This window comes from Snodgrassella gandavensis, from assembly GCF_914768025.1.
GTDB lineage: Bacteria > Pseudomonadota > Gammaproteobacteria > Burkholderiales > Neisseriaceae > Snodgrassella > Snodgrassella gandavensis.
The window spans coordinates 39,893-57,962 of the sequence record NZ_CAJZCE010000003.1; the positions used below are offsets into that span (position 1 = coordinate 39,893).

General features: G+C 45.1%; 14 protein-coding genes. 6 read left to right on the forward strand and 8 right to left on the reverse strand.

The window, feature by feature from the left end; translation table 11 throughout:
* The first annotated feature begins 80 nt into the window (after positions 1-80).
* Both MJ764_RS03400 and recX read left to right on the forward strand, forming a co-directional pair.
* A complete protein-coding gene (locus MJ764_RS03400) occupies positions 81-788 on the forward strand; it encodes a phosphoglycolate phosphatase (protein WP_239324634.1) in 708 nt (235 codons plus the stop codon).
* On the forward strand, positions 785-1,261 hold the full coding sequence (gene recX, locus MJ764_RS03405) for a recombination regulator RecX (protein WP_239324636.1): 477 nt from the start codon (positions 785-787) through the stop codon (positions 1,259-1,261). Before MJ764_RS03400 ends, recX begins: the two co-directional genes overlap by 4 nt.
* Before the next feature lie 138 nt (positions 1,262-1,399).
* Here recX and panS read toward each other — a convergent pair whose 3' ends face one another.
* From panS to aceE, 6 genes are all read right to left on the reverse strand, one after another.
* Positions 1,400-2,353, reverse strand: coding sequence for a ketopantoate/pantoate/pantothenate transporter PanS (panS, locus tag MJ764_RS03410; RefSeq protein WP_239324638.1), 954 nt, complete (start codon positions 2,351-2,353; stop codon positions 1,400-1,402).
* Between the two features lie 32 nt (positions 2,354-2,385).
* Positions 2,386-2,652, reverse strand: a complete 267-nt coding sequence (rpsT, locus tag MJ764_RS03415; protein WP_025330392.1) for a 30S ribosomal protein S20 — start codon at positions 2,650-2,652, stop codon at positions 2,386-2,388.
* Positions 2,653-2,781: 129 nt separating this feature from the next.
* A complete protein-coding gene (locus MJ764_RS03420; protein WP_420853922.1) occupies positions 2,782-3,900 on the reverse strand; it encodes an AI-2E family transporter in 1,119 nt (372 codons plus the stop codon).
* Between the two features lie 272 nt (positions 3,901-4,172).
* Positions 4,173-5,927, reverse strand: coding sequence for a dihydrolipoyl dehydrogenase (gene lpdA, locus MJ764_RS03425; RefSeq protein WP_239324647.1), 1,755 nt, complete (start codon positions 5,925-5,927; stop codon positions 4,173-4,175).
* A 111-nt stretch (positions 5,928-6,038) separates the two neighbouring features.
* On the reverse strand, positions 6,039-7,673 hold the full coding sequence (aceF, locus tag MJ764_RS03430) for a dihydrolipoyllysine-residue acetyltransferase (RefSeq protein ID WP_239324648.1): 1,635 nt from the start codon (positions 7,671-7,673) through the stop codon (positions 6,039-6,041).
* A 108-nt stretch (positions 7,674-7,781) separates the two neighbouring features.
* A complete protein-coding gene (aceE, locus tag MJ764_RS03435) occupies positions 7,782-10,490 on the reverse strand; it encodes a pyruvate dehydrogenase (acetyl-transferring), homodimeric type (protein ID WP_420853918.1) in 2,709 nt (902 codons plus the stop codon).
* 910 nt (positions 10,491-11,400) lie between these two features.
* On the opposite strand from aceE, the gene MJ764_RS03440 reads away from it, so the two are divergent.
* The gene (locus MJ764_RS03440; protein WP_239324650.1) at positions 11,401-12,369 is read left to right on the forward strand and encodes a DnaJ C-terminal domain-containing protein; all 969 of its coding nucleotides are present in this window, start codon (positions 11,401-11,403) and stop codon (positions 12,367-12,369) included.
* Between the two features lie 15 nt (positions 12,370-12,384).
* The gene (locus MJ764_RS03445; protein ID WP_239324652.1) at positions 12,385-12,651 is read left to right on the forward strand and encodes a chaperone modulator CbpM; all 267 of its coding nucleotides are present in this window, start codon (positions 12,385-12,387) and stop codon (positions 12,649-12,651) included.
* Positions 12,652-12,685: 34 nt separating this feature from the next.
* Here the strand turns inward: MJ764_RS03445 and mtgA are convergent, their stop codons facing one another.
* Together mtgA and aroE are read right to left on the reverse strand one after the other, a co-directional pair.
* Positions 12,686-13,381 (reverse strand): monofunctional biosynthetic peptidoglycan transglycosylase, encoded by a 696-nt coding sequence (mtgA, locus tag MJ764_RS03450; protein ID WP_239324653.1) that lies wholly within the window; start codon positions 13,379-13,381, stop codon positions 12,686-12,688.
* On the reverse strand, positions 13,378-14,181 hold the full coding sequence (aroE, locus tag MJ764_RS03455; RefSeq protein WP_239324654.1) for a shikimate dehydrogenase: 804 nt from the start codon (positions 14,179-14,181) through the stop codon (positions 13,378-13,380). The genes mtgA and aroE overlap by 4 nt, the downstream gene beginning before the upstream one ends.
* Before the next feature lie 534 nt (positions 14,182-14,715).
* Here aroE and MJ764_RS03460 point away from each other — a divergent pair.
* Together MJ764_RS03460 and glnA are read left to right on the forward strand one after the other, a co-directional pair.
* Positions 14,716-16,188, forward strand: coding sequence for an MFS transporter (locus tag MJ764_RS03460; RefSeq protein WP_239324656.1), 1,473 nt, complete (start codon positions 14,716-14,718; stop codon positions 16,186-16,188).
* A gap of 314 nt (positions 16,189-16,502) precedes the next feature.
* Positions 16,503-17,921, forward strand: coding sequence for a type I glutamate--ammonia ligase (glnA, locus tag MJ764_RS03465; RefSeq protein WP_239324657.1), 1,419 nt, complete (start codon positions 16,503-16,505; stop codon positions 17,919-17,921).
* Positions 17,922-18,070: the final 149 nt, after the last annotated feature.

The following is an 18,070-nucleotide window of genomic DNA, read 5'->3' on the forward strand; positions in this document are numbered from 1 at the left end:
TGTACAGTCGCAGGCAGCCATACCTACGGTATGGACGTGATAAAATAGAGACTTCTTTTACTCAATCAATACTGCCTATCATGAAATGGAATGATATTCATGCCATTGCATTCGATCTGGATGGCACTCTGGTCGATTCAATTGCCGATTTATGTGCTGCTGCCAATCATATGCGTGCTGAGCTAAACTTATCGCCGCTGCCCGCTGCTGAATTGACCACCTACGTAGGTGATGGTCTGTCCAGTCTGGTACACCGTGCACTCAGCGGCAGTAAAGATGGTCAGGTAGATGAAACAAGCTGGACGCAGGGCTTTACTGCCTTTATCGCTTATTATCGTACTCATTTAAGCGTTCATACCCGCCCGTATCCAGAAGTAGAAACTGCGCTGGCACTGTTCCGTGCCCGGGGCTTACCTTTAGCGGTAATCACTAATAAAAATGAAATTCTGGCCGTGGAACTATTGTGCCAGCTCGGTCTAGCCGATGCGTTCAGCCTGATTGTGGGCGGTGATACACTGGCCGAAAAGAAGCCCTCCCCCATGCCTTTATTACACACGGCAGAAGTATTAGGCGTGCCAATCGAGAATTTATTGATGGTGGGCGACTCAGCCAATGATATTCTGGCTGCCAAGGCTGCCGGTGCATTAAGCTGTGGAGTAACTTGGGGCTATGCCGACATGGGACAGCTAGCACAAAATACCCAAACCAAACCAGACATTATTATCGATAACCTGCCACAGATTGATGATGGTATGCGTCATCATGGTGACAGCGATATCCGTGCATGAAGCAAAAAATCAGTTTACGCGCCCGTGCCATCACCATACTGGCACGGCAGGAAATCAGTCGTGCCGAACTGGCACGTAAACTACGTCCCCATGTTGACGAGGGCGATGATCTGGAAGCCTTACTAGATGAACTGGAACAGCGGCACTGGCAATCAGATGCACGTTATGCTGAAACCTATATCAACAGCAAAAGCCGGATGCATGGCAATCTGCGTTTACAGCAAAGCCTGAAACAAAAAGGGGTTGATGCTGAGTTGATTGCAGACTATTTACCAGACAAAGATGAACAGATAAGTAATGCTGTGACTGTATTGCAGAAAAAATATCGTAAGCCACCGGCTGATTTGAAAGAAAAACACAAATACATGCATTTTCTTGCCTATCGTGGTTTTAGTATGGATATTATTCATGCTGCAATTAAGCAGGCATGGGCAGATACTTCCCTACCTGATGAAGATGAATACTGGCAATAGCAACGCAACCAATACAAGATACATCAGATTTCATGTATGACCATGATGAATCAGCCAGCCATGCATCCTCGATTCAGCAAATCATTACCTAAAAAAAGCCCAGTTAAATAACCGGGCTTTTTTTATCAATGCCAAACCTCAATGCAAACTAACATCTTCACGTTTCAGATGATCGTTACTGGTGCCTGTGGGCTTACCAGACCAGTAGCTAGCCAGAAACGAACCGGAAATATTATGCCACAATGAAAATATTGCACCGGGCAAGGCTGCCATCGGTCCAAAGAAGTTGGAACCCAATACAGCGGCCAAACCAGAGTTCTGCATACCTACTTCCAATGCCAGAGTACGACAGATGGATTTATCGAAACCAAACAAACGGCCACCCCAGTAACCGCCAATCAGTCCCAAAGCATTATGCAGAATCACCCCAATGACAACAATGGCTGTTTCAATGCCGATTTTATCACTACTCAGTGATACTACAGTAGACAATACGATGATAATCAAGCACATGGTAATCAATGGTAGTGAAGGTACAACTTTTTTTACCAGTTGCGGTGCAAAATAATTAATGGTTACCCCAAAAGCGATAGGTAAAGCCACAATCAGGAAAATTTCCTTCAGCATATTCATAACTGGTACAGCAATAGATGCAGCAATATACATCTTTGCTAATAATGGCGTGGCAAAGATACCCACTACAGTAGACAAAGCACTAATAGTTACCGATAGTGCTACATCACCCTTGGATAAAAACACCATGACATTGGAAGCAGTACCACTGGCCACACACCCTACCAGCACCATGCCTGCCTGTAATTCTGGCGACATATTCAGCATCTTGGCAATCAGCCATGCTGCCAGCGGCATGATCAGGTAATGCAAACCAATACCGGCCGCTATAGGAGCCGGCCGTTTCAGTACTCGAGTAAAATCCTCTATTTTCAGTGTCATGCCCATGGATAACATCACCAGCATTAACATTTCAGAAATATAAGGTTTTAACGGAATAAAAACGGCAGGATTACGATAGGCAAAAATAGAACATAAGGCTGCCCACAATGGGAACAGCCTTGTAATAATGGCAATCACGAGAATCGTCTCATGCGATGATAGAAATCAGCTTAGGCAGCCATAGCCTTGATTTTGGCAGCCAAACGGCTTTTATGACGTGCTGCTTTGTTTTTATGAAAAACACCTTTATCAGCAATGCGATCAATCACTTTAACGCTTTCGCTGTAAGTAACCTGAGCAGCAGCTTTATCACCTGCTTCAACGGCTTTCAATACTTTTTTAACCGCAGTGCGAAAAGCGGTACGCAAGCTGGCGTTGTGAGCACGTTGTTTCAGTGCCTGACGAGCGCGCTTACGAGATTGTGCACTATTGGCCATCAATATCTCCTAACATACATATACAAATCATGAAACGCAGAATTTTAATGACTTCGCAGCATAAAAGCAAGTGCCCTTGTTGTTTTTTAGCTGACAATCTATACAGACAAGTAATTAAGATTGCTTGTCTTAGTCCGTTTTTTCATCTTTAATGATGGCATTTTCCGGCAATTGGCGAAAGTAATCACTGCGCCAGTATACCTGTGTTCCTTCCTGAATCAGTACCAGACACACAGCCGCCAGTGGCAGTGCCAGCAACATGCCAACAAAACCAAGTAACTGCCCAAATGCCATTAACGAAAAAATCACCCAGAATGGCGACAAGCCAATCCGGTCACCCACAATTTTTGGGGTAACAAAGAAGCTTTCCAGAAACTGACCTACTGCAAAAACGCCCCACACCATTAATAATCCCGTCCAGCCATCAAACTGCAATAATGCCGCCAGTGTTGCCAGTAGCAGACCAGTAAAAGCCCCCAGATAAGGCACAAATACCAGCAAACCGGCAACCATACCAATCGCAAATCCGGATTCCAGCCCCACCAGTGCCAGTCCTAGCCCATAAACCATTCCCATGATCACCATAACCAGCAATTCACCACGCAGGAAGGCACCCAGTACTGTGTCCATATTGGTAGCTATGCGATTGTAAGTAGGTAAAGCACGGCGAGGAATCAAATGGCGGATACCTGCTGTCCAGCGATTCCAGTCCAGCAGAAAATAATATAGTAAAAAAGGCAATAACAGCAGATTGGTAATCCATTCTACCATGCCACTGCCATGCTGCCACACCATAGGCAATACTTTCGATGCAGCATCCTTAATGCTGGCATTATGAGTTTGAATCCATTGCCCTACATATCTGGACATATAATCCACATCCCAGCGAATGCGTATATGAAAAGTCTGATTCAACCAAGGAACAAGCTTATGATGAACCCAGTTGAGAAAATCGGGTAATTTAGCATAAATACTATCGAACAGATTAATCAGCATCGGCACAACAATCAGCAACAGAATCACAATCACGCTCAGCCCGAGCAACATGACTAGCATGGCAGCTACCGAACGGGAAATTTTCAGACGATGCAATTTTTCTACCAGCGGATTCAAAATGTAAGCCAACACTCCAGCCGCTGCAAAGGGCATCAGAATTGGTTTTAGCCCGATAAACAGGCTGATGGCGGCTAATAGTATCAGTCCACCAATAATCCACGGGGTGATATTAGAATGCTTCTTGCTGTTGATATTCATTAAACTTGTACTCAGACTCATTAATAAAAATTTAAGCTTACAACAACCTGCTAACAGTGATTTAGCTAGACATTATTTCAGATAATAACTGAATAAATACCGTACTGGAATGACCAAATGCAACTTCATAGTTAAATTTATATATTATTTGTATATGTAATTAAGATTAAGTAAGCAAAAGCTATCTTTTAACAACAGAATATTTCCAGATAATAAAAAAGCTGTTCGAGAATATTCGAACAGCCTGCAATATAAGCATTTACTGCTTATTTTTTGCGTTGTGGCGGTAAATCAGTACAAGTACCCATCGCCACTTCAGCAGCCATGCCTATGGATTCGCCCAGTGTCGGATGCGGATGAATTGTGCGGCCGATATCGTCTGCATCACAGCCCATTTCGATGGCCAGACAGATTTCACCAATCATATCGCCGGCACTCGGGCCAACAATCGCGCCACCGATAATCAAGCCACTGTCTGCATCAAAAATCAGCTTAGTAGCACCCTCACTGCAACCATTAGCTACAGCGCGACCGGAAGCTGCCCATGGGAACACTGCTTTGGTGATTTTTACACCTTCTTTTTTGGCCTGATCCTCAGTCATGCCTACCCATGCTACCTCCGGATTGGTGTAAGCCACACCCGGAATCACTCGCGCATCAAAGTAAGCCTGATGGCCGGCACAGTTTTCTGCGGCCACATGAGCTTCATGCACTGCTTTATGCGCCAACATCGGCTGACCGACAATATCACCAATAGCAAAAATATGTGGCACATTGGTACGCATTTGCTTGTCAACATTAATAAAGCCACGATCAGTTACAGCTACACCGGCATTTTCAGCACCGATCAATTTACCGTTAGGGGCACGACCAGCAGCTACCAGTACTAAATCATATCGCTGTGGTTCAGTCGGTGCCTTGGCTCCTTCAAACGTGACATAAATACCATCTTCTCTGGCTTCAACAGCCGTGGTTTTGGTATTCAGCATAATATTATCGAAGCGATGTTCGTTTTTCTTCTGCCAGATTCTAACCATATCTCGGTCAGCACCCTGCATCAGACCATCCATCATTTCGACAACATCCAGACGTGCGCCCAGTGTGCTGTACACGGTACCCATTTCCAGACCGATGATACCACCACCGATAATCAGCATTTTTTCAGGCACAAATTTCAGTGCCAGTGCGCCAGTTGAATCAACAATGCGTGGGTCTTCAGGAATAAACGGCAAATTAACCACACGGCTACCAGCAGCAATAATGCTATTCTTGAAAGCCAGTGTTGTCGTTTCACCTGTTTCTGCCCTGCCTTCACCTGAAGTCAGTTTGACCTCAATATGATGTGGATCGATATAGCAGCCATTACCACGAATAATATCCACTTTACGGGTTTTAGCCATGCCAGCCAGCCCACCAGTCATTCTGGCTACAACTTTTTCCTTGTAGCTGCGCAACTGATCAATATCGATTTTCGGTGCCGGATATTCGATACCATTGGCTTTAAGTTCTTTAACTTCATCAATTACCGCTGCATTGTGCAGCAAAGCTTTAGAAGGGATACAGCCCACATTCAGACACACGCCACCCAAAGTAGCATAGCGTTCTACAATGGCAACTTTCAATCCTTCATCGGCTGCTGCAAAAGCAGCAGAATAGCCACCTGGACCACCACCGAGCACAACTACATCATATTCAGCATCACTGCTGCCACTGTAACTGGCGGCCTGCGGTGCGGCTACTGGTGCACTTTCCGCCGCAGAAGCTGCTGCTGTTTCTGCTTTGGCCGCAGCTTCTATCACCGCAATCACACCACCTTCAGAAATTTTATCACCAACTTTAACCTTAACTTCCTTCACCACCCCAGCAGTCTCTGCCGGTACATCCATAGTAGCCTTGTCAGTTTCTAGCGTAATCAGCGTATCATCTACCGCAACGGTATCGCCCGGTTTGATTTCTACCGCAATAATATCGACATTCTGATAATTGCCAATATCCGGTACTTTTAATTCAATTAAGCTCATGGTCTAACCTTTTGCCTAGCTGTTGCAATTAACACAACAGAATTTACCTGTATTTCATGCATGTAGGCTGCCAGAAACCCAATTGTTTTCAGGCAGCCTCTAATTAAAGACTTACAGAGATACGCGGCGGAAATCAGCCAGTAACTGGCTGATGAATACTAGAAAACGCATACCAGCTGCACCATCAATCACACGGTGATCAAAAGACAATGACAGCGGGCATTGTAAGCGTGGTTCAAATTCCTTACCATTCCAACTCGGTTTAATCTGGGATTTGCACACCCCCAGAATAGCCACTTCCGGTGCATTAACAATCGGCGTAAAGCCAGTGCCACCAATGCCGCCCAGAGAGGAAATGGTAAAGGAGGCGCCCTGCATTTCCTGTGGTTTGAGCTTGCCTTCACGAGCACGTTTACTCATGTCGGCCAGTTCCTGCGTGATTTCCTTCAGGCCTTTCTGGTCGGCATTCTTGATAACCGGCACCACTAAACCATTCGGCGTATCCGCAGCAAAGCCAATATGGATGTATTTTTTCAGAATCAGGTTATCGCCATCGAGCGAAGAGTTGAATTCTGGAAATTCCTGTAAAGCTTTCACGCAAGCCAAGATAATGAAAGCCAAGGGAGATACTTTAATACCGGCACGTTCCCATTCTTTGTTCAACTGCTTGCGGAATGCCTCCAGATCAGTCATGTCTGCATCTTCATGCAAAGTAACATGAGGAATCATTACCCAGTTACGCGCCAGATTTTGACCGGATATTTTCTTGATACGTGACAGCTCTTTAACTTCGATTTCACCAAATTTGCTGAAATCTACTTTTGGCCACGGCAATAAATCCAGTCCACCGCCAAGAGAAGCACCTGCACTACCCTGTTCAACTTTCTGCATCACAGCTTTAACAAAGCTACGCAGGTCTACCGGTGTAATACGTCCTTTACGGCCACTGCCAGTTACCCGTCCCAGGTCTACACCCAGTTCACGAGCCAGTTTGCGTACAGACGGGCTGGCATGTGCTTTCGCAAAACCTTTTTCATCAATATCAGAGCTACCAAAGGCCTGTGGAATTTGGCTCTTAATTTCGGCACGCAAATCATTGTTTTCAGCCGTAGGAGTTGCGGCCACCTGTTTTTTAATTTCTGCAGCTTCTTTTTGTGCCGGCGTTGCTGGTACAGCCGCATCAGCACTGGCAGATGCTGCAGCCACTTCAATCAAGGCACTGCCTTCAGAAACCTTGTCCCCCACTTTCACATGTACCGCAGTTACCTTGCCGGCAACTGTAGACGGTACATCCATGGTGGCTTTATCGGTTTCAAGTGTAACCAGTGTCTGATCAACTGCCACTTCATCACCGACTTTAATGTCCACCTCAATCACATCTACATTTGAGAAGTTACCAATATCAGGCACATTCACAGCAACAGCCTGTGCAGCTGCGCTAGTTGTTTCAGTGGTAGCTGCCTTGGCTGGTGCATCAGTTGCTGCTGAAGGAGCAGTTGCAGCATTGGCCGCTTCCACTTTTACAATTACACTGCCTTCAGAAACTTTATCACCCACCTTAACCAGTACTTCTTTAACCACACCAGCATGGTCAGCGGGTACATCCATAGTGGCTTTATCGGTTTCGAGCGTAATCAGGGTATCATCTACCGCAATGCTATCGCCAACCTTGACCGCCACATCAATAACATCGACACCAGTATAATTACCGATATCTGGCACTTTTATTTCTACAATCTGACTCATCATTATGTCCTTTGGTGACAGCAGGCTTACGCCTGCGTCCGACAATCGTTAGCTTTTACAGCCAACAAAGCCTGCCTGAAAGCCATATGCATTCAGGCAGTCGGTTCATTAGCGTGTCCAGCTCGGTTCTACATCAGCCTTGATACCATATTTATTGATGGCATCCTGTACCACCTGTTTGCTGATCTTACCTTCATCAGCCAGGCCATTCAGGGCAGCCACCGCCACGTGGTAACGGTTGATTTCAAAGAACTCACGCAAATTGTCACGAGAATCACTGCGACCAAAGCCATCAGTACCCAGCACAGTAAATATATCCTGTGGTACATAGGCACGGATACGGTCAGCAAAGTGGCGTACATAATCAGTTGAAGCCACAACCGGGCCTTCGTGACCAGACAACAGCTCAGTCACATAAGACACTTTCTGCGTATCAGTCGGATGCAGACGGTTGTAGCGTTCGATATTAATACCATCACGATACAGTTCGTTAAATGAAGTTACACTCCAGATATTCGCATCTACATCAAAATCCTGCTTCAGCAATTCTGCAGCAGCAATCACTTCCTGCAAAATCACACCACAACCCATCAGCTGTACTTTCAGCTTGCCGCCAGTTCCCTCCTGCAACAGATACATCCCTTTCAGAATCTGTTGCTCGATACCTTCACGCTGCGGCAAGGCCGGATGTTTGTAATTCTGGTTCATCAAGGTAATGTAATAGAACACATCCTCGCGCTCTACATACATACGGTGCATACCGTGCTGAATAATCACAGCCACTTCATAAGAGAAAGACGGGTCATAAGAAATACAGTTTGGAATCAGCTCGGCCTGAATATGGCTATGGCCGTCCTGATGCTGCAAACCTTCACCATTCAGTGTCGTACGGCCAGAGGTGCCACCCAGCATAAAGCCGCGGGCTCGCTGATCACCAGCAGCCCAAGCCAGATCGCCAATACGCTGGAAACCAAACATTGAATAGTAAATATAGAACGGAATCAATGGATAATCATTATTGGAATAGCTAGTAGCTGCAGCAATCCACGAGCTCATGGCACCCGGTTCGTTAATACCTTCTTGGAAAATCTGACCATTTTTTGATTCTTTATAGAACATTAGCTGGTCATGATCCTGAGGCGTATAAATCTGGCCTTTCGGATTCCAGATACCATACTGGCGGAACAAGCCTTCCATCCCAAAAGTGCGGCTTTCATCCGGCACAATCGGTACCACACGTTTACCGATATTTTTATCTTTCAGCAGCGTACTCAGAATACGTACAAACGCCATTGTGGTAGAGAACTCACGGTCACCACTGTCCTGCAACTGCGGAGCAAACTCACTTAGCGCTGGAACTGTCAACTGTTCGGAATCTGGATGACGATATGGCAGGAAGCCACCAAGCTGAGCACGACGCTCTTTCATATATTTCATTTCTTCACTGTCTTCAGGCAGACGGAAGAACGGCAGAGTATGCTCCATCTCTTCATCAGTTACCGGAATCTGGAAACGATCACGGAACTGTTTCAAAGATTTCATGTCCATTTTCTTGGCCTGATGGGCAGTATTCTGGGCTTCACCGGAAGCGCCCATACCATAGCCTTTAATAGTTTTAGCCAGAATTACTGTCGGACGGCCATCTGGATTATTCACTGCTTCGTGGTAAGCCGCGTACACCTTGTGCGGATCATGACCACCACGGTTTAGTGACCAGATTTCATCGTCTGACATATTTGCCACCATGGCTTTCAGTTCAGGCGTATTGAAGAAGTGTTCACGTACATAGGCACCATTTTGTGATTTATACATCTGATAATCGCCATCAACACATTCTTCCATACGTTTTTTCAGCAGATTATCCTTGTCCTGTGCCAGCAGGGCATCCCATTTGCTACCCCAGATCACTTTCAGTACATTCCAGCCTGCGCCACGGAAGTTACCTTCCAGTTCCTGAATGATTTTGCCGTTACCACGTACCGGACCGTCCAGACGCTGTAAATTACAGTTCACGACAAAAATCAGGTTGTCCAGACCATCACGTGCAGCCAGCGCAATAGCACCCTGACTTTCCGGTTCGTCCATTTCGCCATCGCCACAGAACACCCATACCTTACGACCCTGAGTTTTGGCCAGACCACGGGATTCCAGATATTTCAGCAAACGTGCCTGATAAATACCCTGTATTGGTCCCAAACCCATGGATACCGTTGGAAACTGCCAGAAATCAGGCATCAGCCACGGATGAGGATAGGAAGACAGACCATTACCATCAACTTCCTGACGGAAATTACGCATCTGTTCTTCGGTCAGGCGGCCTTCAACAAAGGCACGGGCATAGAAACCAGGTGCACTATGCCCCTGAAAGAATACCAGATCGCCTTCCTGACTGTCTGTTTTACCGTGCCAGAAATGATTAAAACCAACATCGTATAAAGTGGCGCAAGACTGAAAGCTGGCAATATGACCACCCAGCTCAAGATTCTTCTTGCTTGCATTTAACACCAGTGCTGCTGCATTCCAGCGCACCAGTGAACGAATGCGATGTTCTAATTCATGATTACCCGGTGATTTCTTTTCTTTACCAACAGGAATAGTATTCAGATAGGCTGTAGTAGCACTGAACGGCATATAAATACCTCGGCGGCGAATATAGCGCACCAGGTTTTCCATCAAATAATGAGCGCGCTCAGGTCCCTCTTCTTTCAGCACCGAACTGAGCGAGTCCAACCATTCCTGGGTTTCAATCGGATCGATATCTTGATCATGGAAGTCAGCAGACATAGCAATATCCTCTTTCATATGGGATTGAGTCATGAACAAAACACTTTATGTTGTTGCTATTTCATCTATTATTTCCTTTTTTAACCAATTGCTTTACCAAATTGATTAGAAGAAATACATATAAATTCAAACAACTTACAATAAATCTGCATAATCTTAATTCAACAAAAGCATATATTATTGTGGTGCAACATACTGTATTTTCGCCTAAATCGTACCAGTGTAATGCGTAAACAGCAATGTCTTTTTACACCAATTTTCTGATTTAAAGCAAACAAACAAATCATCACAAATTAATATATATCAGTGGCTTAATAGACCTTTTTAGGCCAAAATTCGGTAATTAGATAAAAAAAAAGTAAATATAAATAGTCAAAGCCGTAATAATACATAATTATCATTAACATAAACTATTATTGATTGTAATTTTTCAAGAAAAAAAATCTACTCTGCATTTCAATACAATGATTCACATGTGCTAACTGTAAAAAAACATTCTCCATACAGATATTATAACTATGACTAATCAGGCTTTCTCGCCATATAATTACAAATAGCATAATTCCAATAAAATAATTTGTATTTTTTTAACCATACAAGCTTAATCTGCAAATTCTTAACCAATAATAGGGTATAATTTTCAAATCATCCTGATTTATTTAACTAAAATTTATACATCTGCTTTCGGTTAGACCAAAACCTAATGCTGTACTCTATCTGTTTAGCCTGCCACATTGTGCACAGGAGTGCTAAACAGCCTTCGATAATTCTTGGCAAAATAAATTCAGTTATATATTAACAAAAATTAAAAGACAGCAACCAAAATTACATGATTCATTCGCCACCGGCACAGCACATCCCCTTTAAACTTTAGCCGTATGCCCCCAATTTAAATACAATAAGTTATTTGAAAATTTAAAGAAATTTCCGCAAAGGATAAAACATGGCTGAACGCAACTATTATGAAATTCTGGGTGTAGACCGTAAAGCCAGTGATGACGATATAAAAAAAGCCTATCGCAAACTGGTACGTAAATATCATCCGGATGTCAGCAAAGCCCCCGATGCCGTCGCCAAAACCAGCGAAATCAACATCGCCTATGAAACCCTGCACAATAAAGAGAAACGCGCAGAGTACGATGATATGCTGGCTAACCCTTTCCGGCATGGCAACCAGCAAAATACTGGCGACCGTGGTGGCTATGGCTATCAGCAATACGACTTTGATCCAAGCCATTTTGGACAGAACGGAGCTTTTGGTAGCGGAGATTTTCGCTTTGATGACCTGTTTTCTGCTTTTGGCAGCAGTGGCCGGCATGGCTTTCAGCAGAATCGAACCGACCCGCTGCGCGGGGAAGACCAGCATGCCGAGCTGGTGATTGATATTGCCGCCGCCTATCAGGGTGCTCTGCGCAACCTGTCACTGGATATGCCCACATTAACTGCTCATGGGCAAATGACATACGAGCGCAAAACCCTGAATGTAAAAATTCCTGCAGGCATTACCGAAGGACAGCAGATTCGGCTTGGTGGTCAGGGACTACCGGGTTTTAACGGCGGTGTCCCCGGGGATTTATACCTGAAAATCAGCTTCCGTAATGAAGAAACTCTGTATGTCCAGAATCGCAAAGATGTTTACCAGCGCATCAATGTTGCACCATGGACAGCAGCTCTGGGCGGCAAAACCGATATCACCACCCCAGCCGGAGCGTTAAGCGTGAATATTCCAGCCAATAGTCATAACGGTCAGAAAATGCGCCTGAAAGGTAAAGGAATACCAGCAAAAGAAGCCGGCGACTTATATCTGCTGATTAATATTGTGCTGCCACAAACCAGTACCGAAGCCGATCGTGCCGCATGGCAGGCACTAGCCTCACATTATGCCGCTTTTCAGCCCCAGAACCACGTTTGATAGCAGGAGCGCAAAATGAATAACAACCAACAAGATGTAGAATTAAGCTTTGATGATCTGGTTCGCGCCTGCGACAATCAAAGTAACTGGATATTAAGTTTGATTGCCGAAAGCGTTATTCCCGTTGAACAGGAACCACAATTGACACGTTATACCGGCTACCACATGGCTATAGCCCGCCGTGCATGGCGCATCCATCGTGATTTCGATGCCAGTGCCAGTGCAACAGCCCTTATTTTGCAACTACTCGACGAAGTGGAAGACCTGCGCCGACGCAGCTAGTCCAGCTTAAATTATTATCAAATATCCTGCGCCATTACCGGTCGTTATCCGGCAATTGCGCTGAACCCATCCGCCGTAAAATCACATTGGCTTTACGGTGGATTTCCTGATCATGCGGATGGTCGATATAATAAAGCGGTCTGGGCACACGAACAGCCAGTTTCGCCGCCTGTTGCGCGGACAGTTGCATCGCCGTACGCCCATATATCGTTTCACTTGCAGCCTCTGCCCCGAATACTCCATAGCCCCATTCAATTACATTCAGATATAAAGCAAAAATCCGGTCCTTATTGGTCGTAGCCTCAAGCAAAGACGTAATCACCGCCTCTTCAGCCTTGCGCCAGTAATGGCGGCTTTCAGACAAGAACAGATTTTTGGCCAATTGCTGGCTAATAGTTGAACCACCTGCCTTTATCCTGCCCTGATGCTGATTTTTTTTAATTGCCGTGCGAATGCCATTCCAGTCGAAGCCGTCATGCTCGGCAAAGCGGGCATCTTCCGAAGCAATCAGAGCCTTTTTCAGATTGGGCGAAATCCGATTATAAGCTACCCACTGATAATTTAGTTGGGTATCTGGATGGGTCGTGGCCAGCTCATGCATGCGCAATAGCATAAACATAGTGCGGTGTGGCGCTACAGCACGATAAGTTAACAGACTGCCATACACATAAGCATTAAACAGCAAAAATATCGTCACCAGCATGATTAACAAATTGCGCACTAGGCTCATGACTGCTCCATTTCCTCGCGTATCTGTCTGCTTACCGCCCGAATATCCGGCCTGAACCCATGCCATAACTCATACGAAGCTGCCGCCTGAGCGACCAGCATACCGAGACCATCAGCCAGCTTTGTACATCCGGCCGCCTGTGCCTGAAGCAAAAAAGGAGTCAGCTTTTGCGCATACATCATATCGTATACCAGTTGTGCCCGAGCCAGTACAATTGACGGCACAGGTAACTCCAGCCCATGTAAACTGCCAGAGGTTGCATTAATTATCACATCATAATGCGGCTCAATCTGAGTTAACTCACACCAGTTCACCGCATGCTCCTGCGCCAATATCTGTGCTTTATCTACAGAGCGGTTGGCAATCATCAATGACGCTGGCTGTTGCTGCAAAAGTGGCAGAATCACGCCACGGGCTGCTCCACCCGCACCCAGCAATAATATATGCTTGTTATGCAATGAAAAGGACAGTAACTCTTCAATTGCCCGCACCAGCCCGATACCGTCAGTATTGTCCCCCAGCAAATGCCCGTCGCGCCAGAACAGCGTATTGACCGCTTTTGCAGCCTCTGCCCGCGCAGTTAACACATCAGCCAGCCTGAAAGCCTCATGTTTGAAAGGCACAGTCACATTCGCTCCCGTGCCGCCTGTAGCAAAAAATTCGCGCGCAGTTTTTGCAAAATCATCAAGTGAAACCAGACGCCGTTCGTAGATTAATTTACGTCCTTCCTGAACCGCAAAAGCCTGATGTATTTGTGGAGAACGGCTATGCGCTATCGGATTTCCAAACACGGCAAACATACCCTTTTCCTCCCCCTGCTATGTAAATAATTATTACTATTATCCAGACTACGCGCACGAATAGCAAAATGGCAACCAGATTCAGAAAGCAATTTATTGCCTCCTCTTCAGCATATAAAAACCGGCACCACCACAAAATATCAATTATTTTGATATATCGATTAAGCACAAACTAGCGTATCGGCCATAGTTTTATCCTTTATCTAACAGCACCCTGCAAGACGTATCTGCTGATAGTTATCCCGTAAAGTAGCCAATTTAGCAACAATCAAAAAATTTCTTTATATTTAACCTAAATTTGCTATATTATCCATAAATTACTTACTATTTTACATTTTCATTATCCATCAACACCAAAATACAGCCTGATTACATCTAGGTAAACACATAACTACTTATCAATTCGCTGGCTTTAATCAACCTGCTAGTTCAAAAAAATAACCTGATAACTAGCCAGCATCTAAACCCTCAATTTATAGGTTTTGCGCCAGCATAGTGCAAAGCAATTGATACAGTATTTATCCGGGATGAATCATGCATACTCGCCAGATTGTCGTTCTTCAAGCATCAAATAAATTACCACTCCACGTTAAACTGGGCTACGCCATTGGGCAGATGGCAGACTCACTGGCCTATAATCTCTTTTATGTCTTTTATCTGTTTTTCCTAACAAACGTTGCCAACATCCCCGCCGGACAGGCTGGCACAATTATCCTGATTGCCGTTATCTGGGATGCAGTTGCAGATCCCCTGGTGGGTCAGTTTTCAGATACCATCAGCTCGCACAGAGGACGACGCAGACCATTAATGCTCGCTGCTATCCTGCCATACACCCTGTTAATGCTCCTTTTATATACAGATATTTCAACCTTCAGTGTGAATCAAAAAACGGTATATTTCACCATAATCGCCATTCTGTTCTGGTCTGCTTACAAAATCTACGTGATTCCTTTCTACACCCTCGGCGCGGAAATGACTAACGACTTTGATGAACGTACTTCTCTGCGGGTATGGGCTGGCTATGCCCTTAATCTGGCGGTACTTGTTTCATCTTCCGCTCCGCCACTGATTGTTAAAGGGATGGTGAACGCTGGTTGTAGCGTGAGCACTAGCTGGTTTGGAGTCAGCCTGATATTTGCCATCCTAACCCTGATCAGCGGCCTCGCCTGCTGGTATCTTACCCAGGGTTATGAACTGCCTGCCCGTGAAAGACAATCAAATACAGATAGCACATATCATCCTCTGGCTTTTATCGGTGAAGTTTTCAACAATATGTTTGAAATTGCTCGCCTTTCATCCAGCAAATTTCTTGGTGCTTCGGTTTTTTTCTGGTCAGCAGCCTACGCCCTTAGTACCGGCGCACTTTATTATTTATTCCTGAACAATATGGCTTACAGTGAACAGGACGCTGCAATCAGTTTTCTGATTTTTAGCCTGCTGGCTCTGGCTTGGCTGCCAATAGTGAATTACACCGCCCAAAAATTTGATAAGAAAAATGTCTATTATCTGTCCATGCTCATCAGCTCCATAGGCACAGGGCTATTTTATTTTTGCGGTTTTCCCAACAGAAACATGCTGCTTATCTATTTAATCTTACTACAGCTTGGCAACAGCTATTTCTGGACGGTTTATTATTCAATGATGTACGACATATGTGAACTGGATGATTTTATCAATAGCAAACGGCGGGAAGGTGCCATTACTGCCTTAATGTCGTTTCTACAAAAATTCGGTAGTGCACTGTCCATCTGGTTTATCGGTCTTTATATAGACAAACATGGCTATATTTCTTCTAGCGGGCAGCAAGCCATGACTCAGCCACCACAAGCTTTGCACGCTATTCTGGAGCTGAATACTTGGATTCATGCACTAGCAGGATTGCTGGCCGCACTTTTTGCCATTGGCTATCCTCTGACTCGCAGCCGTTATCAGGCATTACTCACCGCCCTACAGGCAAAAAAAGAACAACAATCCTATACCACCAGCGATTTCAAACAATTGTTATAAGTATCATCATAAAACCGCCATACAATAAAACCATCAACAAACTATGAAACTCAACTATACCTACTGTTTTCCATATCTGCTTGAAACCGGACAAATAGCCCTCCTCCTAATCACATCAGTTAATAGTTCACAAAATCTGATATAAACTGGAATAAATATTCATAACAAGATGTTTTTAAATAAATTAATTTAAAAACCATCCTAAAACCGGCCTTTTTTTACATCAGTACATTTTTTTTACAAAGCGATTGTGGCAGAATCAAGCTAACTTAAAGAGAGTACCCTACTCTCCAGACCTTAATGGGAGCCCTGAAATGTCAGTAAAAGATGTAGTTAACCTGATTGAAGAAAACGAAGCCAAATTCATAGATTTGCGTTTTACCGATACAAAAGGCAAACAGCAGCATGTATCCGTACCAGCCCGAATTGTGCTGGAAGACCCTGAAGAATGGTTTGAAAATGGACAGGCTTTTGATGGTTCATCCATCGGTGGCTGGAAAGGGATTCAGGCTTCTGATATGACCCTGAAACCAGATGCGTCTACAGCATTTATTGATCCTTTTTACGATGACACTACCGTAGTTTTAACCTGTGATGTCATCGACCCAGCCAATGGGCAGGGTTACGATCGCGACCCTCGCTCCATCGCCAAGCGTGCCGAAGCTTATCTCAAATCCACCGGCATCGGTGACACCGCCTTCTTTGGTCCAGAACCAGAATTTTTCGTGTTTGACGGCGTAGAATGGCAAACCGACATGAGCGGCACCCGTTACAAAATTCATTCTGAAGAAGCAGCATGGTCTAGTGGCGAATCTTATGACGGTCAGAATACCGGCCACCGTCCGGGCGTTAAAGGTGGCTACTTCCCGGTTGCGCCAGTTGATTCCGGTCAGGATTTACGTTCAGCCTGCACCCAGACTTTAGAAGCCATTGGTATTCCGGTTGAAGTACATCATCATGAAGTGGCTACTGCCGGCCAGATGGAAATCGGCACCCGTTTCAACACCTTGGTTCGTCGCGCAGACTGGACACAGGACATGAAATACGTGATTCAGAATGTAGCGCACAACTTTGGCAAAACCGCTACCTTTATGCCGAAACCGATTCTTGGTGACAATGGTTCCGGTATGCACGTGCATCAGTCTATCTGGAAAGATGGTCAAAACCTGTTTTCCGGCGATGGCTATGCCGGCCTGTCTGACTTAGCATTGTATTACATCGGTGGCATCATCAAACATGCCAAAGCACTGAATGCATTAACCAATCCGTCAACCAACTCTTACAAACGTCTGGTACCGCATTTTGAAGCACCTACCAAACTGGCCTACTCTGCCAAAAACCGTTCAGCTTCAATTCGCATTCCGTATGTAGCCAGCGCCAAAGCACGCCGCATCGAAGCACGCTTCCCAGACCCTACCGCCAACCCTTATCTGGCTTTCGCCGCATTGTTAATGGCCGGCCTAGATGGTATTCAGAACAAAATTCATCCGGGTGATCCATCCGACAAAAACCTGTACGACCTGCCACCAGAAGAAGATGCATTAGTACCAACCGTGTGCGCATCTCTGGAGGAAGCACTGGAAGCCCTGAAAGCTGATCACGAATTCCTTACCCGTGGTGGTGTATTCAGCCAAGACTGGATTGACAGCTACATCGAATTCAAGAGCGAAGATGTAAAATGCATCCGCATGGCTCCACATCCGCTAGAATTTGAAATGTATTACAGCCTGTAATCAGCCATATTAGCATCAAGCTAGCTCATCAGACCGTTCACTTCAGGATACAAGCCAAACCGGCACACTCATCCTGCCTGTGTAACGGTCTTATTCACATCTGCTTATTCAGCAGGTCAATACAATAAACCTATGGCAACTTATCTCCT